Origin of the sequence: Streptomyces sp. Ag109_G2-15 (assembly GCF_900215565.1) — a bacterium.
GTDB lineage: Bacteria > Actinomycetota > Actinomycetes > Streptomycetales > Streptomycetaceae > Streptomyces > Streptomyces diastatochromogenes.
Genome location: NZ_OCNI01000001.1, coordinates 1,223,455 through 1,243,005 on the forward strand (window position 1 = coordinate 1,223,455; position 19,551 = coordinate 1,243,005).

The following is a 19,551-nucleotide window of genomic DNA, read 5'->3' on the forward strand; positions in this document are numbered from 1 at the left end:
GGGGCACCCATCAGGAACACCCCCGACGACCCGGGGAAAGGACATGACGCCCATGGCGGATACGGTCACCCCTTCTGGCACCACTCCCCCTTCCGGTCACCTCCTCGCCTCGCTCGCACCGCTGTTGCGCGAGTGGCTGCCCAGGCAGCGGTGGTTCGCGGGCAAGGGCCGCCCGGTCACCGGTTTCACCCAGGTGGCGGCCACCGAACTGCTGCCCCCCGACGGCCGGCTGGGCCTGTACCACCTGCTCCTGCGCGTCCACCAGCCGCCCGCGCTCGGCGCCCCGCCGCACCCCGGCGACTGCTACCAGCTGCTGATAGGCGTGCGCGAGGCGCTGCCGCCCCGGCTGGCGCCCGCGCTCATCGGACATGTGGCCGAGGGCCCGCTGGCCGGCCGCACGGTGTACGAGGCCCTGTACGACCCCCGGCCCGCCGATGTGCTCCTGGAGGCCCTGCGCACCCAGGCGCGCGTCGGCGGGCTTCGGTTCGAACGGGAACCGGGCCAGGAGATCCGGGAGGGACTGGTGGCCCGCCTGATGACCGCCGAGCAGTCCAACTCGTCGATCGTCTACGGCGATACGTTCATCCTGAAGCTGTTGCGCCGGGTGGTCCCCGGCGTCAACCCCGACCTGGAGATACCGCGCGCCCTGGCCCGCGAGGGCTGCGCCCGGGTGCCCGCGCCGACGGCGTGGCTGCGGGCCGAGCCGGCCGACGAGCCCGACGCGTCGTACGTCCTGGCCGTGCTCCAGCCGTTCGTGAGCGGTGCGGCCGACGGCTGGGAGCTGGCGCTGCGCGAGCTGGCCAAGGGCGAGGACTTCGTCGCCGAGGCCCGGGCGCTGGGCCGGGCCACCGCCGAGGTGCACACCGCCCTCGCCCATGCCCTGCCGACGGTCACCCTGGGCCACGCCCAGCTGCGGTCGCTGGTGGACGGCATGACCGAGCGGCTGGCGGCGGCCGTCCAGGCGGTGCCGGCGCTCCGGCCGTACGAGCGGGGGCTGCGCTCGGCCTTCGAGGCGCTGGACGGGCTGGCCGCCGAGGGGCGCACCTGGACCGCCCAGCGCATCCACGGCGACCTGCATCTCGGCCAGTGTCTGCGCTCGCCGTCCGGCGCCTGGTCGCTGATCGACTTCGAGGGCGAGCCGGTCCGGCCGCTGGCCGAGCGGCGCCTGCCGCAGCCGCCGGTGCGAGACATCGCCGGGATGCTGCGCTCCTTCGACTACGCCGCCCGCTCGGTGAGCCCGCCCGCACCGGGCTGGGCGGACCGCTGCCGGGCCGCGTACTGCTCCGGGTACGCGGAGGCGGCCGGCCGCGACCCGCGCACCGATCCCGTCCTGCTGCGGGCCTACGAGACCGACAAGGCCGTCTACGAAGTCGTCTACGAGGCCCGTCACCGCCCCGACTGGCTGCCCGTACCCCTCGCCGCGGTCCGCCGCCTCGCCACGTCCGACCCGACCCTCGCCCGGGAGACCCGTCAGTGACGTCCAAGAAGCCAGCCACCCCGAAGAACAAGTCCGGCAAGAGCAAGGCCGAGAAGAGCACGGCAGAGAAGAGCACGGCCGGGAAGAAGGCCGCGGCCGCCGGTTCGGCCGGGAAAACGGGTTCCGCCCAGAAACCCGGTTCCGCCGTCATCCCCAGCGCCCGCAAGCCCGAACCGCCCGCCCAGGAGCGCCCTCTGGAGGTCGCCGTCTCCCCCGCGATCGACGCCGGTGACCGGGAGCGGCTGCTGCACGGCACGCACCACGACCCGCACGCCGTCCTCGGCGCCCACCCGGTCCCGGGCGGGGTCGCCTTCCGTGCCTTCCGTCCCTACGCGCAGGCGGTCAGCGTGGTCTCCGGCGACCTGCGGGCGGACCTGCACGACGACGGGGACGGCTTCTTCTCCGGGCTGCTCCCGCTCACCGAGGTCCCCGGCTACCGGCTGCTCGTGACGTACGACGGCACGGTCCACGAGACCGAGGACGCCTACCGCTTCCTGCCCACGCTCGGCGAGCTGGACCTGCACCTGATCGGCGAGGGCCGGCACGAGCGGCTGTGGCGGGTGCTCGGCGCGCACGTCATGACCCACCAGGGCGTGACCGGCACCCGGTTCTCGGTGTGGGCGCCGAACGCGCGCGGTGTGCGGGTCGCGGGGAACTTCAACTTCTGGGACGCCGGCGGACATGCGATGCGCTCGCTCGGCTCCTCGGGGGTGTGGGAGCTGTTCGTGCCGGGCATCGGCGAGGGCGAGCTGTACAAGTTCGAGATCACCCGCCCGGACGGCTCGCGCACCCTGCGCGCCGACCCGCTGGCCCGCCGTACCGAGGTCCCGCCGGCCACGTCGTCGATCGTGCACGCATCGCACCACGAGTGGGGCGACGCGGAATGGATGGCCCACCGCGCCGACACCCCCGTACACGAGGCGCCGTTCTCCGTGTACGAGGTCCATCTGCCCTCCTGGCGCCCGGGTCTGACGTACCGCCAACTTGCCGACCAACTCTCCTCGTACGTCACCGAGATGGGCTTCACCCACGTCGAACTGATGCCGGTCGCCGAGCATCCCTTCGGCGGCTCCTGGGGCTACCAGGTCACCGGCTTCTTCGCTCCGACCGCCCGGCTCGGCACCCCGGACGACTTCAAGTACCTCGTGGACCGGCTGCATCAGGCGGGCGTCGGCGTCCTGATGGACTGGGTTCCGGCGCACTTCCCGCGGGACGAGTGGGCACTGGCCGAGTTCGACGGGCGTCCGCTGTACGAGCACCACGATCCGCTGCGGGCCGCGCACCCCGACTGGGGCACCCTGGAGTTCGACTTCGGCCGCCGCGAGGTGCGCAACTTCCTCGTCGCGAACGCCGTGTACTGGTGCGAGGAGTTCCACATCGACGGGCTGCGGGTGGACGCCGTGGCCTCCATGCTCTACCTCGACTACTCGCGCGAGCCCGGCCAGTGGACGCCGAACGAGCACGGCGGCCGGGAGAACCTGGACGCGGTGGCCTTCCTGCAGGAGATGAACGCCACCGTCTACCGGCGCTGCCCGGGCGTGGTGACCATCGCCGAGGAGTCCACCGCCTGGGACGGCGTCACCCGGCCCACCCACCACAAGGGCCCGAGCGGCTTCGGCGGGCTCGGTTTCGGGCTGAAGTGGAACATGGGCTGGATGCACGACTCGCTCCAGTACATGAGCCACGAACCCGTGCACCGCAAGTACCACCACCACGAGATGACCTTCTCGATGGTGTACGCGTACAGCGAGAACTACGTGCTGCCGATCTCCCACGACGAGGTGGTGCACGGCAAGCGGTCCCTCGTCTCGAAGATGCCCGGCGACTGGTGGCAGCAGCGCGCCAACCACCGCGCCTACCTGGGCTTCATGTGGGCCCACCCGGGCAAGCAACTGCTGTTCATGGGCCAGGAGTTCGCGCAGGGCGCCGAGTGGTCCGAGGCGCACGGCCCGGACTGGTGGCTGCTCGATCCGTCGTACGGCGCCGAGGCCGACCACCGGGGCGTCCGGGACCTGGTCCGTGACCTCAACACCGTCTACCGGACGACCCCGGCGCTGTGGGAGCGCGACACGGAACCGTCCGGCTTCCAGTGGGTCGTCGGGGACGCGGCCGAGGACAACCTCCTGGCGTTCCTGCGGCTCGACGCGGCCGGTGTCCCGCTGCTGGCGCTGTCGAACCTCTCCCCGGTCGTCCGTCACGACTACCGGCTGGGCGTCCCCGAGGACGTCCCCGCCTGGCACGAGGTCCTCAACACCGACGCCGAGCGGTACGGCGGCAGCGCCGTCACCAACCCCGACCCGGTCAAACCGGAGCCCCAGCCCTGGCACGGCCGGCCGGCCAGCATCCGCCTGACCCTGCCTCCACTGGCGACGGTGTGGCTGCGGCCGGCCTGACCACGCCCGCGCACCTCTGAACCCCGGCCCCGGGCAGCGGTTGCCCGGGGGCCTCGTACTCGTTGACGGTCACCCACCTACGCAAAGGCGCCGGCCAGAGCCTTCGGCAGTTCGCCGGTGTACAGCACCCCCAGCCGCTGGGTCGCCCGGGTGAGTGCCACGTACAGGTCGCTCGTGCCGTAGCGGGCCGGTTCCACGACCAGGACCGAGTCGAACTCCAGGCCCTTCGACTGGCGGGGGTCGAGGAGGACGACGTGCTGGGTCAGGTCGGGCTCGGCGCCCGCCGTCACCCCGGCCAGCCGTGCGGCCAGCTTGCGGTGCAGGTAGCGCGGGGCGATGACCGCGAGCCGGCCCTCGGCGGGCGTCAGCTCATCGACCGCCTTGGCGACGGCGCCGGGCAGGTCGTCGGTGGCGCGCGCCCAGGGCCGTACCCCCGTCGAACGGACCGAGCTGGGCGGTTCGAAGCCGGGGTTCTCGGCGCGGACGACGGCCGCCGCGACGGCCATGATCTCCGCCGGCGTACGGTAGTTGACGCCGAGACGCGTGTGCTCCCAGCGGTCCTCGACGTACGGCTGGAGGATCTTCGACCAGGAGCCGACGCCCGCCGCCTCCGCCGTCTGGGCCGGATCGCCGACCAGGGTCATCGAGCGGGTCGGGCTGCGCCGCATGAGCAGCCGCCACGCCATCGGCGACAGCTCCTGCGCCTCGTCGACGATGATGTGCCCGAACGCCCAGGTCCGGTCGGCCGCCGCCCGCTCGGCGGCGCTGCGGTGGTCGTCCTCCTCCTGCCGCTCGGCGAACCGCTCGGCGTCGATGATGTCGTGCGCGGACAGGACCTCCGAGTCCTCCTCGTCCTTGTCCTCGAACTCGTAGGTCCGGGAGGCGTACGAGACGTCCAGGACGCCCTGCGCGTACGCCACCTGCGTCTCCCGCTCCCGCTCCGCCCGCGCCCGCGTCACCCGCTCGTCGACGCCCAGCAGTTCGGCCGCCTCGTCGAGCAGCGGTACGTCCGCCACGGTCCACGCCCGGGTCACCGGGCGGCGGATCGCGGCCGCGTCGTCGTCGGGCAGATAGCCCACGGGGTCGGCGAGGAAGTCCGCGACCAGGCGCTGCGGCGTCAGACGCGGCCACAGCTGGTCGACGGCCGTCCAGACCTCGGGGTTCTCGGCGAGTTCGTCGCGGATCTGGGTGATGTCGGAGGCGTCCAGCAGGCTGCTGCCGTCGTACGGGTCGGTCCCCACGCGCTCGGCGTACAGCTCGGTGAGCGTGTTGAGGATGTGGCCCTCGAAGTGTTCCCGGGCCACGTTGTGCGGCAGCTTGGCGGCGCGGGTGCGCTCGCGGGCGACCTTCACCAGGCCGTCGTCGAGCATCAGGATCTCGCGGTCGTGCTCGATCGCGATCACCGGATCGGGCAGCGACTGCCAGTCGCGTACGACTTCGGCGAGTACGTCCGCCATGTCGGCGCGGCCCTTCACCGCGGCCGCCTCCCGGCCTTCGGTCGCCGTCGCCTTCACGCCCGGGAACAGCTCGCCGACCGTCGCCAGCAGCACCCCGGTCTCGCCGAGCGAGGGCAGCACCTCGCCGATGTAGCCGAGGAAGGCCGGGTTGGGGCCGACGATCAGGACGGCGCGCTTGGCGAGCAACTCCCGGTGCTCGTACAGCAGATACGCGGCCCTATGCAGGGCGACCGCCGTCTTGCCGGTGCCGGGGCCGCCCTCGACCACCAGCACCCCGCGGTAGGGCGCCCGGATGATCTCGTCCTGCTCGGCCTGGATGGTCTGCACGATGTCGTTCATACGGCCGGTGCGCGCGGAGTTGAGGGCGGCGAGCAGCACGGCGTCGCCGGTCGGGTCCTCGTGGCCGGTCCTGGTCCTGTCGCCGAGGTCGAGGATCTCGTCGTGCAGGGCGGTCACCGTACGGCCGTCGGTGGTGATGTGCCGGCGCCGGCGCAGGCCCATCGGGGTGTGGCCGGTGGCCAGGTAGAAGGGGCGGGCGACGTCGGCACGCCAGTCGATCAGGATCGGGGTGCGCTCGGCGTCGTCGGTGCGCAGGCCGATGCGCCCGATGTGGTGGCTGGTGCCCGAGGTCAGGTCGATACGGCCGAAGCACAGCGAACCGTCGACGGCGTTCAGCGCGGCGAGCAGCCCGGACCGCTCGGCGACCAGGATGTCCCGCTCCAGCCGGGCCTGCATGGGCGTGTTGCCCTGCGCGAGCGCGTCCGCGACGCCGGCCTCGGTGTGCCCGCGCAGGGCGTCCACGCGCGCGTACAGCCCGTCGATGAATTCCTGCTCACCGCGAATTTCATCGCTGTTTGACAATTCCACTCCCGCACGGATATACTGTGCTCACTGAACTTCTTTGCGACTCAATCTCCTTGAAGTCGCGAACCATTGAATATACGCAAGAAAATCCCCCGAGCGCAATTGCTCGGGGGATTTCTCGTGTCAGGCGACGCTCAGGCCGCGTGTCAGGACGAGCCGATGACGAACAGCCACAGGCCGTTGCGCTTGAAGACGGTGAAGGTCTCCTGCTGTCCGGTGCGGCGGAAGTGAATGGTGCCGCCCCGGACGTCGTACGGGTCCTCGGGAGTGAGGTCGATGGAGACCGGTCCCGCCGCCCCCTTGCCGTAGGTGCCGATGACACGGCGGGCGGCGGCCGCCTCGGCGTGGCGGGCGAACCAGCGGCGGTGCCAGGAGAGGTCCGTCAGGCGGTCCGCGTCGCCGTCACTCAGGCGCTGCACGTAGAGCTCGAGATAGAGCTTCAGCGTGCTGGGGGCGCTCCGGTCGCCCGTGTACGTCACCGCGGGCAGGCCGGCCCGGCTCGCCCGGCGGTAGTCCCACTGGTCGCGCGGGGCACCCCAGGCGAGGGCGGCGCCCCCGGCCAGCAGAAGGGCCAGGCCGAGCGCGAGCCACAGAATGGTCTTTCGGGTTCTGTTCATATCAGTACCAGTGGGGTGTGATGTGGGCGATGTAGACCGTGACGCCCGGACGGCGCTTGATGATGGCGGCGAGGTTCGTGTTCCGGTAATGGCTGGAGTGCTGGTAGACCTTGATGGAGCTGGTCGTGGAACCGGTGCCGTAGATCACGGCCGCGTGGTCGAGGTTGGAGTCACCGTCGCCCGCGTACTCCAGCAGCATGATGTCACCGGCCGAGACGCTGCTGAGGTTCCGGACCCAGGTGACGCTGTCCTCGTTGCCCATGAAATTGGCGAAGTTGTTGGCGGCGGACCAGGAATAGGTCATGTCCGACTTCGACTTGCGCCACCACTCGTACGGGCTGCGCCTCATGTCGATGACCGATCCGTACTCCATGTGCGCGCCGCCGCCTCGGTTCAGGGACTTGGAGGCGAAGTTGGTGCAGTCGGTCCGCAGTTCGTCCGCGTCCGCGTAGTGCGCCGCGGCCCAGGAGACGGTGCCGCCGCGGCTGAAGGAAGCGCGCTTGGCGGTGGCCGCGGGCGCGGTGCCCACGGGGAGGGCGTCTCCGTCGGTGTAGAAGGCGTCCATGCCGGGCGCCGTGACGTCCGTGTCGTCCCCGTCGAGCGGGACCTGCGCGGCCGCGGTGCCGGAGGCCGACAGGCTGCTCAGGAAGTCGGTGGCGTCAAGCCGCTGGGTCAGCACCGGAGACGGGCCGCTCGTGTCGAAGGTGTACACCTCATGGGCGTCCTCTCCGCTCTGAGTGGTGCCGTCGGTCATCGTGGTGGCGCCCGTGTGGTGGGTGTACACCAGGTCCGAGGTACTGGTCAGGGGCCCGGCGGTGGTGTCGGCCAGGTTCGTGGTGATGCCGGAGTAACCGACCCCGTCACCGGACAGACGCGCCTTCTCGGCGAGCAGATCGTCCTCGTCGATGTGCAACTGGGCGCTGAACGCGGCCCCGTCGGCGCTGGCGGCGACGGCGGCGTCCGCACTCGCGTAGGTACCGGTGAGCAGACCGCTGCGGGCGTCGAGGTACTGCTGGAGGATCGACTTGTAGGCGGTGGTGCTCGCGGCGTGCGTCGCGGCGGGCCTGACCGACGATGAGGCGGCCGGCGCGCTGGTGCCGTGGGCGGTGGTCGCGGTGACGGTGACGGTGTAGCCGACGCCGTTGGTGAGCCCGGAGAGTACGGCCGTGGTGCCGCCGGTCGCGGCGTCGACCGAGGTCTGCGCCGCCTGCTGGGTGGTGCCGGCCGCGTAGGCGGTGACGGTGTACGAGGAGATGTCACCGGAGTAGCCGGTGTTCTCCGGGGCGTTCCAGTGGACCAGCAGTCCGGCGGCCGTCGGCGTGGCGGTGACGGTGGTGGGCGCGTCGGGGGCGCCCGGGGCGATGTAGGTGACCGTGAGCTTGGTGCCGGAGGCCGGGTAGGTGGCGCCGGTGGTGGTGCCGGAACCCTCGTCGGCGGCCTGGAGTGCGAGCCCCTGGTCGGGGTTCGAGCCGTCGAGCCAGAGCTGTACGGCGGAGGTGACGTCGAGCGAGGCCGGGTCGGCGGTGCTCAGGTCGAGTGCGTTGCCGTCGGCGGCGGCGACCAGATCGGGGCCGGTGCCGGCGGCGGTCCAGTCGGCGTTGAGGGGGTGGACCTCGATGTCGTGCGCCTCGCAGGTGCCCATGCAGCCGGCGGTGCCCATGCTGAGGGTCGCCGAGGTGATCCGGGCACCGGAGGGGATGGCGGACAGGTCGGGCAGGATGTAGCTGCGCCAGTGTGTGGTGCCGGAGGCGCCGACCTTCAGCGTGCTCGCCGCCGAGCCGGTGCACGCGGCCCCGGCGCAGTCGGTGGCTCCCGTGTCCACGGTCGCCTGGGTCAGTGCCGAGCTGCCGATGACCGTCGTGGTCGTGGTGGGCGTCGTCGGCGCGGCGGGGAGATGGACGGTGAAGCTCTGGGTGCCGGTGTAGCCGGAGCAGCGGCTGTTGGAACAGGCCCGCATCTTCCAGGTGTACGTGGCCCCGTCGCTGAGCAGCCCTGCCGGGACCTGTACGGCCGCCCGCTCGCCGTTGTCCGCGCCGATGGTGGCCAGGGGGCTGCCCCCCAGGGCCGCGCCGGTGCTGTCGTACAGCAGGAACTCGGCCTGGACGGTGTTCCCGGAAGGAGCGGAGACCACGCCGGACAGGATGGGGGTGAGGGTCTGGCTCGCGCCGCTCTGGAGTGCGGTCGGCAGGTCGGCCGGGGGTTTGGGCGCCTTGGAGGTGTCCACGGTGAAGTTCAGCCAGCTGGACCAGGCCGAGTAGTCGGTGCCGTCATGGCCGCGGACCTGGAACTTGTACGTGGTGTGGTCGGCGAGCACACCCGCGGGAACCGTCCAGGTGGCCTTGGCGCCGGACGCCACCGAGGCTCCGGAGCCCGTGGTGAGGACGGTGCCGCTGCTGTTGGCGATGGAGAACTGGGTGGTGAGGCTGTTGGAGTCGGCGTCCTTGACCAGGGCGGCCAGGGTCGGGGTGGTGGAAGTGACGTAGGAGGCGCTGCCGGAGGTGCTTCCCGGAGTGGCCTGGAGGCCGGAGGGCTTGGCCGGCAGGGTGTTGTAGGTGACGGCGAGAGTGGGCTCGCGCGTCGCGGTGTTGCACGAGCTGTGCGACGAGTCCGGGTTCATCGAGCAGAAGCGCTTGCCGTACGTGAGGTCGGCGGCGGCGTTGTTCAGCTGGATGCCGTGCTGGGCGTGGGTGCCGTCCACCCAGCCCTTGATGATCTTGGTGATGTCGATGGACTCGGTGGCGTTGGCGCAGCCGTCGGTCTCGTCGCCGTGATTGAAGCTGTCGCTGATCCACCACGTGCCGGAGTAGTCGGCGGCCGGCCTGTTGGCCCACACCGTCGAGGGCGAGGAGTTCGCGTCGAGCGGGTGGACGGACATCGGCTGGGCGGTGCAGGTGTTGGCGTCGTACTGGTAGAGCTTCAGGTTGGCGCTGACCACGTGCTTGCCCTGGATGGCGTCGAGCTTCCAGTTCAGGTACGAGCGGTAGTTGGTGACGCCGTTGTCGAACGTGCCCACCATCAGTCGGTAACTGCTGATCTGAGGCGTGGTGCTGTCCGTGTAGACGTACGTGTCACCACTGCGGCTGAGCGAGGAGATGTCCGGGTCGATCGTGACCGGGTACACCGTACGCGGGCTGGCCAGGAACTTCATCGAAGGGCGCAGCCGCATCCAGGTGCTGCCGTCCGGGCCCTTGGTCAGGGTGGTGGCGACCTTGCGCTCGGCATCCGGGGTGGCCTCGGCCCCGTGCGCGGAGTCCCACATCGTGAACTGGTGGGCCGACGCGACGGTGGCGCCGGACGACCCGCGGCGCAGGGCGATCGCGCCGTTCGTGGTCTGCCGGGCGCTGAGCTTGCCGCCGAGGACGAGCGGAAGCGTGAGCGAGAAGGACCTGGACGGCCGGGCGGTGAGCACGACATGGGCCGTGAAGCCGCTCGCGGTGGTCGACACGACCAGGTTCTCGGTGGCGGACACCCGGTAGGTCGCCACGCCGCCGTGGACCTTGGGCTTCGGCAGGTTCGTGGGCCAGCCGACGCCGACCTTCGAGCCGTCGCTCTTGGTCAGGGTCGCGGCGGTGCGCGAACCGCCGTCGGACACCACCACGGGTACGGGCGAGTTCCTGGGGACCCAGCCGCGGTTGCCGGCCCGCTTGAGGGTCAGGTTCACCGGGGCGAAGGTGCCGTTGGGGCCCGCGATCCGCTGCTCGCCCTCGGATATCCGCGTGGTGAGCGTGCCGTCGGGGTTGGCGTAGGTGGTCGAGAACTCGTCGTCCAGTCCCGTGATGTGGACCGGTTCACCGGTGTCCGCGGCCTCGGACAGCGCCGAGGCCGCGTCCCCCGCCGACCCGTCGGTCGGGGTACCGCTCTGCGACAGGTCCGGTACGGCGGCTGCCGCGGCACCGGCGAGTCCGGTGGCGAGCGTGAGGTTGAGCGTGAGCGCCGCGGCGGCCAGGACCGCCGTGCGTCTCACGGTTCTGAGGGATGGCAAAGAAGATTCCTTGATCAAGCGGAGAAGTTCAAGGGATGCTCACAGCAACCCCACTTCTCGTTCAAGGGATCTTGGCTGAAAGTACACTGTCTTTACCTGGCCGACTCGTCCTGGGCGCCGGCCGGCTCGCTACAGCACGTCGGCCAGCTCCTCCAGCAGCCGCCGCTTGGGCCTGGCCCCCACCATGGACCGGACCGGCTCCCCGTCCCGGAACACCATGAGGGTCGGCGTCGAAAGCACCCCGTAGGCGACCGTCGTCGCGGGGTTGCGGTCCACGTCCAGCTGGACGATTTTCAGCCGGTCGCCCTCCTCGAAGGCGATGTCCTTCAGCACCGGCGCCAGCTGCCGGCACGGACCGCACCAGTCGGCGGTGAACTGCACCAGCACCGGAAGGTCCGCGCCGATCACCTCCGCCTCGAAGTCCGTGTCCGTCACTTCGGCCAGTCCGCTCACCAAGCTCATCGCGTCAGCTCTCCCAGCTCGCATACCGGTTCCGGACCCCCCGGAACCTGCGCCTCGGCCGCCAGCTCGTCCCGGGCCCGCTCGGCCCGCTCCAGCTGCCCCGCGACCGTCTCCCGCACGGCCTGGAGCTGCCCGATGAGCGCGTCCAGCTCGTCCAGCTTGTGCCGGTAGACGAGTAGGGAGGCCGGGCAGGAGTCGCCCTCCGGGTGCCCGGCCCGCAGACACTCCACGAACGGCCGCGTCTCCTCCAGGTCGAACCCGAAGTCCTGCAGCGTCCGGATCTGCCGGAGCAGCCGGACGTCGGCCTCGTCGTAGGCGCGGTGTCCCTTGTCGTCGCGCCGGGCGGGCAGCAGCCCCCGTGCCTCGTAGTAGCGCAGGGTGCGGGTGGTGGTTCCGGCCCGTGCGGCCAGCTCGCCGATTCGCATGTCTACGACCGTAGGTGTTGACGTCGGCGTCAAGGCAAGACGGGTGGCAGCAGCGGCTTCCGGCGCACCGGTGAGGACAGCACGATCGAGGTCGTCGTACGGCCGAGCGCCGAGGTCTGCTCCAGGACGTCCTCCAGGTGCACGGTGTCGGTGACGGCGACCTTGAGGATCCAGCAGTCCTCGCCGACCACGTGGTGCACCTCGGTGATCTCCGGGCGGTCGAGCAGCTCCAAGGTCCTCGGGTGCTTGAGGGTGTAGCCGCCGTGCGGGTTGACCCGGATGAAGGCCTGGATGCCGTAGCCGAGACGCGCGGGCGCGACCTGGGCGCCGTACCCCTCGACCACGCCCGCCGCCTCCAGCCGGCGCACCCGCTCGGTGACCGCGGCCGGGCTGAGCCGCACCCGGCGCCCCAGCTCGCTCAGCTTGATCCGGCCGTCGGTCTGGAGCAGTTCGAGGATCTGCCGGTCCAGCGCGTCGAAGGCCGCCGACGTTTCGCCGGTGGCGGCGCGCAGCTGCCGTGGTTCTTTCGGTGCGGTGGCCGGAACTCCCATGTCTTCCCCTTCAGACTTCGCTGCTACGCCCGGAAAATTATGGTCCATGAGACAGGGACGAGAAATACTGGTCATCGGCGGAAACCGCTATTTCGGCAAGCGGCTGATCGCACGTCTGCTGGCCGCCGGAGACCGGGTCACGGTTCTCAATCGCGGCTCCTCCGCCCCGCCTTCCGGCGCGATTCACCTGGTCGCGGACCGCGATGACGAGAAGTCACTGATCGAGGCGCTCGGCTCCCGCACCTTCGACGTGGTCGTCGACCAGGTCTGCTACACCCCGCGCCAGGCGGCCGTCGCCCGCCGGGTCCTCACCGGCCGCACGGCCCGCTATGTGATGACGTCGACGGTCGAGGTGTACGAGTACGAGGACTCGGCCGCCCCGGTGCGCGAGACGGCCGTCGATCCGCTGACCGTCCCGGTCGACCCGGAACTCCCCTGGGACGACGAGCAGTTCCTCGACTCCCACTACGGCGAGGGCAAGCGGCAGGCGGAGGCGGTGTTCGCGGCGGCCGGCCCGGAGTTCCCGTACGTGTCCGTCCGCGTGGCCCATGTCCTGGGCGGCGACGACGACTTCACGGGCCGCCTCCAGCACTACGCCGACCGCGTCCGCACCGGCGCCCCGATCGCCGTACCCGCCGTGAACCACCCGGCGACGTACATCCACGTCGAGGAGATCGCCGACTTCCTGGCCTGGGCGACGACCCAGGACTTCACCGGACCCGTCAACGCCGCCTCCCACGGGACGCTGACGACCGGGGAGCTGTGCGAGGCGGTGGCCGCGCACCTGCCCGGCGGCGAGGCGGTGTTCCAGGCCGTGGAGGTCGGCGAGGTCTCCCCTTTCTCCTTCTACCGCTCCTACGGCATGGACAACTCCCGGGCCACCCAGCTCGGTTTCGCCTTCGGTGACGTACGGCAGTGGCTGCCGAAGGCCGTCGCCGAGACCCTCGGACAGGACGTGTGACATGAGATACCGCACCCTCGGCGACGTGCGGGTGAGCGCGATCGGGCTCGGCGCGATGCCGCTGTCCATCGAGGGCCGCCCCGACGAGACCCGCGCCCTGGCCACCGTGCACGCCGCGCTCGACGCGGGCGTGACCCTGCTGGACACGGCCGACTCCTACCATCTTCCGGGCCAGGACCCCGGCCACAACGAACTCCTCCTCGCCCGCGCACTCGCGACCTACGGCGGCGACACGGACGGCGTGCTGGTGGCCACGAAGGGCGGCCGGGGCCGGCCGGCCGACGGCGACTGGACGGTGACGGGCACGCCCACGCACCTGAAGGCGGCCGCCGAGGCCTCCCTGAAGCGCCTCGGCATCGAGTCGATCGGCCTCTACCAGCTGCACAAGCCCGACCCGGCCGTGCCCTTCGAGGAGTCCGTCGGCGCGCTGCGTGACCTGTTGGACGAGGGCAAGATCCGCCTGGCCGGCCTCTCCAACGTGACCACCGACCAGATCCCCAGCGCCCGCGCGATCCTCGGCGACCGGCTGGTGTCCGTCCAGAACCGCTACTCCCCCGAGGTCCAGGACAGCGAACCCGAGCGGCGGCTCTGCGCGGAACTGGGACTGGCGTTCCTGCCCTGGAGCCCGCTGGGCGGCATCTCCCGCAGCTCGCTGGACGGGCCGTCCCGGCTGGAGGGCTCTACGGACCGGTTCGCCGTATTCCACCAGGTGGCCCGGGAGCACGGGGTGAGCCCCCAACAGGTCTGCCTCGCCTGGCTGTTGTCCCTCTCCCCGACCGTGGTCCCGATCCCGGGCGCGAGCCGTCCGGAGACTGTACGGGACTCGGCTGGGGCAGCGAACCTGGTGCTGGGCGAGGAGGAGTTGACACGTCTGACGCGGGCAGCGCGGACGCCGTGAATCCCCCTTGCCACACCAACGCCCCGTGAAGCCAGTGAATCCAGGAGTTTCGCATGGACGCCCTGCACCTCACCGACGCCAGCCGCATCCTCGCCGGTGTCGTCCTGCTCACCGTGCCGACCATCGAGATCGGCGGCTGGTTCATGACCCGCATCGTGCGCGGCCTGGTGCCGATGACGCCGTTCCAGAAGGCGTTCGCCCGAGCCGGCCACGCGCACGCCGGTGTGCTCGTCATCCTCAGCCTGGTGTGCCTGCTGTACGCCGACGCGGCCGGGCTGACCGGGGCGGTCGGCTGGATCGCGCGCCTCGGGGTCCCGGCCTCGGCGATCCTGCTGCCGGGCGGCTTCTTCGCGTCCTCCGCGGGCCGCGGCGACGTCGACCGCCCGAACGGGATGTTCGCGCTGGTGTGGGCCGGGGCCGCCGCGCTCGCCCTAGGCGTGGTCAGCGTGGGAGTCGGGCTCCTGACGGCCTGATCGCCGCACGGACGGTCAGGCGGCCACCCCGGCGGACTCCTCCACCTCCAGCAGGGACGCGCTGTGCCGCTCCTCCTCGAACTTCCTGCGCCCGCCGCGCAGCCCGAACAGCCGCTTGGCCAGGGCGATGTAGAGGACCGCGAGGATGTTGAGGACGAGGGTGGCGATCTTCAACCAGCTGATGTGCTCGGTGAGTTCGTAGATCTCCAGCGGGAGGAAGGCGGCGGTGGCGACCACCGTCAGGTACTCCGCCCAGCGCTTGGCGTACCAGAGGCCGACCGCCTCGACCAGTTCGATCAGCGCGTACGCCAGGAGCAGGGCCGCGACCAGCAGCAGCGTGGAGTGCCGGTAGCCGAAGGCCTTCTGGATGGAGTCGACGACCGGTGAGTGGTCGAGGTCGTAGTGGAAGTGCCGGAAGACCGGGCGGAAGACGTCCAGGTTCTGGTTGAAGAGGCGGCGCACCGCGTCCTGGCTGTTGCTGAACTTCCACACCGCGATCGCGACCAGCACGATGAACACCCCGCGCACCGCCCGCTCGATCGCCAGGAAGCGCAGGATGAACAGGTCCCGCAGCACCTTCCCGCGCGGCACCAGCGGTGCCTCGTCGGCCGGCCCCGAGCCGTGCGGCTCGCCCAGGGCGAAGTCGCCGCAGCGCAGGCAGCGCCATACGTCGCCGAGCGCGGTCTGCGCGTGCAGCCGTACCCGCAGCCGCGGATCGTCGGGCGCGTAGGTCACATGTCCCTTGCGCGCGCAGGTCCGCCGGTCCCAGTCGATCTTCATCCCCCGTGCCTCCAAGTTCGTTCGGGAACACGCACGAACGTGCCGTTCCGGTTCCGGAGCGGCACGCTAGTGGATGCGAGTGAGAAGACGCGGTAAGGGGTCAGCCGGCTGCGCTCTCCGCCAGTTCCTTCTCCTCGGCCTTCTCCTCCTGCACCGCCTGTACGGCGGCCTCGCGGCGCGGCAGCAGGACGGCCACCAGGACCGTGCCGATGCCCAGGATCACCGCGCCGACCAGGCTGGTGTGGGCGACGGCGTCGGAGAAGGAGGAGCCGACCGCGTCCGCCATCTGCCGGGCGCCGGAGGCGAGCTGGGCGGCCTGCTGCTTGAGCTGCGCGGCCTGCTGGGGGTCGCTCGTCTGCGCGGCCTGTGCGGCCAGCTGGTGCGCCTTGTCGCCGATGCCCTGTGCGACCGCGTACCCGGCGCCGACCGAGTCCTGTGCGGTCTCCAGGGCGCTCGCCGGGAGCTTGCTGCCCGCGGTGGCGTCGGTGAGGTGGTCGCCGTACGAGGTGGCGAGCAGCGAGCCGAGGATCGCGATGCCGAGCGAACCGCCCAGCTCCAGCGAGGTGTCGTTGACCGCGCCGCCGACGCCCAGTTCGGACTCCGGGAAGGCGCCCATGATCGCGTCGGTGCAGGGCGAGAGGGCGAGGCCGATGGCGAGGCCCAGGATGACGAGGGGCGCCACGAAGTCGCCGTACGCCGAGCCCGCGTCGACCTGGGTCAGCAGCGCGAGGGCCGTCGTACCGCCGACCATGCCCGCGGTGACGGTGAGCTTCATGCCGACGCGCGGGGTGAGCCAGCCGGTGAGGGCCGAGCCGACGAAGACCGCGCCGGCCAGCGGGAGCATGCGGACGCCGGTCTCCAGGGCGTCGTAGCCGAGGACGAACTGCAGGTGCTGGGTGAGGTAGTAGAAGGCGCCGAAGACGGCCAGGAAGAAGAGGGCCACGGCGAGGTTGGAGCCCGCGAAACGGCGGTCGGTGAAGCGGCGCACGTCCAGGATCGGGCGGGGGTGGCGCAGCTCCCAGACGACGAAGGCGACCAGGCCCACGCCCGCGAGGACGGCGGCCGTGACCGCCTTGACGCCCCAGCCGAAGTGCGGCCCCTCGATGATCATGTAGATCAGCGAGCCGGTCCAGATCACCGACAGCAGTCCGCCGACGTAGTCGATCCGGTCGTGGTGCCCGGCCTTGGACGGCGGTACGAGGACGAGGGCGCCGATGATCGCCAGCACGGCGATGGGCACGTTGATCAGGAAGGTCGAGGACCAGCCGTGGTCGCGCAGCAGGGCGCCCGCGACCACCGGTCCGGCGGCGATGGCGAGGCCGGCCGTGGCGGTCCACAGCGTGATGGCCTTGGCGCGCTCGGCGCGCGGGAAGGTCGCGGCGAGGAGGGACAGGGTGGCGGGCATGATCAGCGCGGCACCGACACCCATCACGGCACGGGCCGCGATGACCGCCGTGGAACTGCCGGCCAGGTAGCCGCCGACCGCTCCGCCGGCGAAGACGACGAGACCGAGGACGAGGGCGCCGCGGCGGCTGTACTTGTCGCCGATCGCTCCGAGCAGGAGCATCAGCGCCGCGTACGGGACGGTGTAGCCGTCGATGACCCACTGCAGGTCGGCGCTGGACAGACCGAGGTCCCGGGTCATGTCGGGCGCCGCGACCGTGAGGGCGGTGTTGGCCATCACGATGATCAGCAGGCTCAGGCAGAGCACGAGAAGTGCCCACCAGCGTCGGGCGTAGGGCCGGTCCGTCCTGTCGACCGGTTCGTTCATGACGAGTCGCATGGCAGGGATCGCCTTCCTCACAGCGCGACGAGACTTGCACAGCACCGTGCAATTGCACAGCCATGTGCAATGTACGTCGTTGCACAGCACTGTGCAAGTCGAGGAGGGGTGTGCAGAATGACTGCCATGACCACCGGTAGCTCCAGCCGCGCCGACGCCAACCGGCGCCGCATCCTCGACGTCGCCCTCGCCGAGCTGCTGCGCGATCCCGACGCCTCCATGGACCAGATCGCGCGCGCCGCAGGGGTCGTACGGCGGACGGTGTACGGGCACTTCCCGAGCCGTGAGGCGCTGATCAGCACGCTCGTCGACGGGGCGGTCCAGGCGCTGGCGGAGGCGGACGCGGGGGCCCGGGCGGGGGTGGCCGACCCGGCGGAGGCGGTGGCCCGCTCGGTGCTCGCGATCTGGGAGATCGCCGACCGCTACCGGCTGCTGGTCGCCCTGGCCCAGCGCACGGTCACCGTGCAGGGCATCCGCGAACGCCTGGCGCCCCTGCGCGAGAACAAGGTGCGGCTGCTCCAACACGGCCTGGACGAGGGCGTCTTCAGCTCCCCGCTGCCCGCGCCGGCCCTCGCGTACGTGCACGAACAGATGCTGTTCGCGGTGACGGAGGCGGTGAACGACGGGCTGGTGACAGCGGAGGAGGCGGGCCGCGCGGCCACGGTCACGGTTCTGACCGCGGCGGGCGTGCCCGCCTCCGCGGCCACCGAACTGGTGGCCAAGGTGACTGAGGGGTCGTAGCGCACAGGGAAGCCGGGCGGCTGAGTTAACGGGGGAGACTCAGCCGCCCGGCGGCGGTACCCGGACGCCCGGCCCGGGTTCAGGCGGGGCCGGACGTCCGGAGTATGGGGGCGTTTCGCGCCCCTCAGGGGCGCGGGGAACTGCGCGACCAGCCCCCACCGGCCCGCAGAAACGGAACCGGCTTGCCCAACGGAGTGTTTACGCCTTGGCCAGCTCCTTCTCCCCGTCCTCGCGAACCTCAGCGGCCGCGCCCTCGTTCTCGTCCAAGAGCGTCGTCTCGTCGAACGGCAGCTCACCCGCGAGAACCTGCTGCACCCGGCCCTTGTCGATCTCCTTGGTCCAGGTACCGATCAGCACCGTGGCGACCGCGTTGCCCGCGAAGTTGGTCAGCGCACGCGCCTCGCTCATGAAGCGGTCGATGCCGACGATCAGGCCGACGCCGTCGACCAGCGCGGGCTTGTGCGACTGGAGACCGCCGGCCAGGGTGGCCAGACCCGCGCCGCTGACGCCCGCCGCGCCCTTGGAGGCGAGCAGCAGGAAGAGCAGCAGCGGGATCTGCTCACCGATCGACATCGGGGTGCCCAGGGCGTCGGCGATGTAGAGCGACGCCATGGTCATGTAGATCATGGTGCCGTCGAGGTTGAAGGAGTAGCCGGTCGGCACGGTGATGCCGACGACCGGCTTGCTGATGCCCAGGTGCTCCATCTTCGCGATGAGCCGCGGCAGCGCGGACTCGGAGGAGGAGGTCGACAGGATCAGCAGGAACTCGCGGGCCAGGTACTTGAAGAGCGTGAAGATGTTCAGCCCCGCGACGATCCGCAGCAGCGTGCCGAGCACGATGAAGACGAACAGGAAGCAGGTCACGTAGAAGCCGAGCATCAGCACGGCGAGGCTCTTCAGCGCGTCCAGACCCGCGGAGCCGACGACGGCCGCGATGGCACCGAAGGCGCCGATCGGCGCGGCCCACATGACCATGGACAGGATGCGGAAGACCAGCCGCTGGATGTGCTCGATGCCCCGCAGCACCGGCTGCCCGACCGACCCCATGGCCTGCAGCGCGAACCCGGCGAGCAGCGCGACCAGCAGGGTCTGCAGCACCTGGCCCTCGGTGAACGCGGACACGAAGGTCGTCGGAATGATCGACAGGACGAAGTCGACCGGCGGCAGCGCGTCCGGGGACACCTGCTCGTGCCCGGTCGCCTTGATGGCGTTGGTGATGTGCAGCCCGTCACCCGGGTGCAGCACGTTGCCGACGACGAGCCCGATGGCCAGCGCGACCAGCGACATCACGAGGAAGTAGCCGAGGGCGATACCGCCGACGGCACCGACCTTCGCGGCCTTCCGTACGGAGCCGATGCCGAGCACGATCGTGCAGAAGATGATCGGCGAGATCATCATCTTGATCAGGTTCACGAAGCCGGTGCCCAGCGGCTTCAGCTCGACTCCGGCATCGGGCCAGATGAGCCCCACGGCGATACCGAGCGCGACCGCCACGATGACGGCGATGTACAGGTAGTGGGTCCGGTCCCGCTTCACGCGGGGTGCGGCAGGTGCCGTATCGGGGGATGTGGCGGCCACGGCTGCCCTCCTTGACGTCTTCGTCGGCATCACCGGCGTGCGGCTCACGTCCGGGGGTTGTGGGGGATGCCGTGACTATCTCCCGCTCTGTGAGGGCGGTCACCCTTCC

General features: G+C 71.0%; 15 protein-coding genes. 6 read left to right on the plus strand and 9 right to left on the minus strand.

Annotated features, from left to right (window positions below):
- The first annotated feature begins 52 nt into the window (after nt 1-52).
- Together CRP49_RS05110 and glgB are read left to right on the plus strand one after the other, a co-directional pair.
- Entirely contained in the window at nt 53-1,477 is a 1,425-nt protein-coding gene (locus CRP49_RS05110; protein ID WP_179851506.1) for a maltokinase, read from the plus strand.
- Nucleotides 1,474-3,870: a 1,4-alpha-glucan branching enzyme gene (gene glgB / locus CRP49_RS05115; protein ID WP_097252339.1), complete on the plus strand. Its 2,397-nt coding sequence runs from the start codon at nt 1,474-1,476 to the stop codon at nt 3,868-3,870. Before CRP49_RS05110 ends, glgB begins: the two co-directional genes overlap by 4 nt.
- A 77-nt stretch (nt 3,871-3,947) precedes the next feature.
- On the opposite strand, the gene CRP49_RS05120 is transcribed toward glgB, so the two are convergent.
- From CRP49_RS05120 to CRP49_RS05145, 6 genes are all read right to left on the minus strand, one after another.
- Entirely contained in the window at nt 3,948-6,170 is a 2,223-nt protein-coding gene (locus tag CRP49_RS05120) for a UvrD-helicase domain-containing protein (RefSeq protein WP_097257199.1), read from the minus strand.
- Between the two features lie 167 nt (nt 6,171-6,337).
- Nucleotides 6,338-6,808, minus strand: a complete 471-nt coding sequence (locus CRP49_RS05125; protein WP_097252340.1) for a hypothetical protein — start codon at nt 6,806-6,808, stop codon at nt 6,338-6,340.
- 1 nt (nt 6,809) lies between these two features.
- Nucleotides 6,810-10,772: a DNRLRE domain-containing protein gene (locus CRP49_RS05130; RefSeq protein WP_097252341.1), complete on the minus strand. Its 3,963-nt coding sequence runs from the start codon at nt 10,770-10,772 to the stop codon at nt 6,810-6,812.
- A gap of 147 nt (nt 10,773-10,919) precedes the next feature.
- Nucleotides 10,920-11,252, minus strand: coding sequence for a thioredoxin (gene trxA / locus CRP49_RS05135; protein ID WP_306459706.1), 333 nt, complete (start codon nt 11,250-11,252; stop codon nt 10,920-10,922).
- Complete coding sequence (locus CRP49_RS05140; protein WP_097252342.1) at nt 11,249-11,677, minus strand: MerR family transcriptional regulator; 429 nt, start codon at nt 11,675-11,677, stop codon at nt 11,249-11,251. The genes trxA and CRP49_RS05140 overlap by 4 nt, the downstream gene beginning before the upstream one ends.
- A 29-nt stretch (nt 11,678-11,706) precedes the next feature.
- A complete protein-coding gene (locus tag CRP49_RS05145; RefSeq protein WP_097252343.1) occupies nt 11,707-12,228 on the minus strand; it encodes an Lrp/AsnC family transcriptional regulator in 522 nt (173 codons plus the stop codon).
- A 46-nt stretch (nt 12,229-12,274) separates the two neighbouring features.
- Between CRP49_RS05145 and CRP49_RS05150 the strand changes: the two genes are divergently transcribed.
- From CRP49_RS05150 to CRP49_RS05160, 3 genes are read left to right on the plus strand one after another with little or no spacing between them, the layout of a single operon-like run.
- Nucleotides 12,275-13,189 carry an NAD-dependent epimerase/dehydratase family protein gene (locus CRP49_RS05150; RefSeq protein WP_097252344.1) on the plus strand — a complete coding sequence of 305 codons (915 nt, stop codon included), beginning with the start codon at nt 12,275-12,277 and terminating at the stop codon, nt 13,187-13,189.
- A gap of 1 nt (nt 13,190) precedes the next feature.
- Entirely contained in the window at nt 13,191-14,087 is an 897-nt protein-coding gene (locus CRP49_RS05155) for an aldo/keto reductase (RefSeq protein ID WP_097252345.1), read from the plus strand.
- Between the two features lie 53 nt (nt 14,088-14,140).
- On the plus strand, nt 14,141-14,560 hold the full coding sequence (locus tag CRP49_RS05160; RefSeq protein WP_097252346.1) for a hypothetical protein: 420 nt from the start codon (nt 14,141-14,143) through the stop codon (nt 14,558-14,560).
- 15 nt (nt 14,561-14,575) lie between these two features.
- Here CRP49_RS05160 and CRP49_RS05165 read toward each other — a convergent pair whose 3' ends face one another.
- A complete protein-coding gene (locus CRP49_RS05165; protein WP_097252347.1) occupies nt 14,576-15,340 on the minus strand; it encodes a DUF2127 domain-containing protein in 765 nt (254 codons plus the stop codon).
- A 100-nt stretch (nt 15,341-15,440) separates the two neighbouring features.
- The gene (locus tag CRP49_RS05170; protein ID WP_097252348.1) at nt 15,441-17,123 is read right to left on the minus strand and encodes an MFS transporter; all 1,683 of its coding nucleotides are present in this window, start codon (nt 17,121-17,123) and stop codon (nt 15,441-15,443) included.
- 117 nt (nt 17,124-17,240) lie between these two features.
- Between CRP49_RS05170 and CRP49_RS05175 the strand changes: the two genes are divergently transcribed.
- Nucleotides 17,241-17,864 carry a TetR/AcrR family transcriptional regulator gene (locus CRP49_RS05175; RefSeq protein ID WP_097252349.1) on the plus strand — a complete coding sequence of 208 codons (624 nt, stop codon included), beginning with the start codon at nt 17,241-17,243 and terminating at the stop codon, nt 17,862-17,864.
- 198 nt (nt 17,865-18,062) lie between these two features.
- On the opposite strand, the gene CRP49_RS05180 is transcribed toward CRP49_RS05175, so the two are convergent.
- Entirely contained in the window at nt 18,063-19,472 is a 1,410-nt protein-coding gene (locus CRP49_RS05180; protein ID WP_097257201.1) for a cation:dicarboxylate symporter family transporter, read from the minus strand.
- Nucleotides 19,473-19,551 lie beyond the last annotated feature (79 nt).

Excerpts from the sequence above, each read along its gene's own strand:
- CRP49_RS05110 (WP_179851506.1), top strand. The coding sequence starts at position 53 with ATGGCGGATACGGTCACCCCTTCTGGCACCACTCCCCCTTCCGGTCAC.
- CRP49_RS05125 (WP_097252340.1), bottom strand. The coding sequence starts at position 6,808 with ATGAACAGAACCCGAAAGACCATTCTGTGGCTCGCGCTCGGCCTGGCC.
- trxA (WP_306459706.1), bottom strand. The coding sequence starts at position 11,252 with ATGAGCTTGGTGAGCGGACTGGCCGAAGTGACGGACACGGACTTCGAG.
- CRP49_RS05140 (WP_097252342.1), bottom strand. The coding sequence starts at position 11,677 with ATGCGAATCGGCGAGCTGGCCGCACGGGCCGGAACCACCACCCGCACC.
- CRP49_RS05145 (WP_097252343.1), bottom strand. The coding sequence starts at position 12,228 with ATGGGAGTTCCGGCCACCGCACCGAAAGAACCACGGCAGCTGCGCGCC.
- CRP49_RS05150 (WP_097252344.1), top strand. The coding sequence starts at position 12,275 with ATGAGACAGGGACGAGAAATACTGGTCATCGGCGGAAACCGCTATTTC.
- CRP49_RS05155 (WP_097252345.1), top strand. The coding sequence starts at position 13,191 with ATGAGATACCGCACCCTCGGCGACGTGCGGGTGAGCGCGATCGGGCTC.
- CRP49_RS05160 (WP_097252346.1), top strand. The coding sequence starts at position 14,141 with ATGGACGCCCTGCACCTCACCGACGCCAGCCGCATCCTCGCCGGTGTC.
- CRP49_RS05165 (WP_097252347.1), bottom strand. The coding sequence starts at position 15,340 with ATGAAGATCGACTGGGACCGGCGGACCTGCGCGCGCAAGGGACATGTG.
- CRP49_RS05170 (WP_097252348.1), bottom strand. The coding sequence starts at position 17,123 with ATGCGACTCGTCATGAACGAACCGGTCGACAGGACGGACCGGCCCTAC.
- CRP49_RS05175 (WP_097252349.1), top strand. The coding sequence starts at position 17,241 with ATGACTGCCATGACCACCGGTAGCTCCAGCCGCGCCGACGCCAACCGG.
- CRP49_RS05180 (WP_097257201.1), bottom strand. The coding sequence starts at position 19,472 with ATGCCGACGAAGACGTCAAGGAGGGCAGCCGTGGCCGCCACATCCCCC.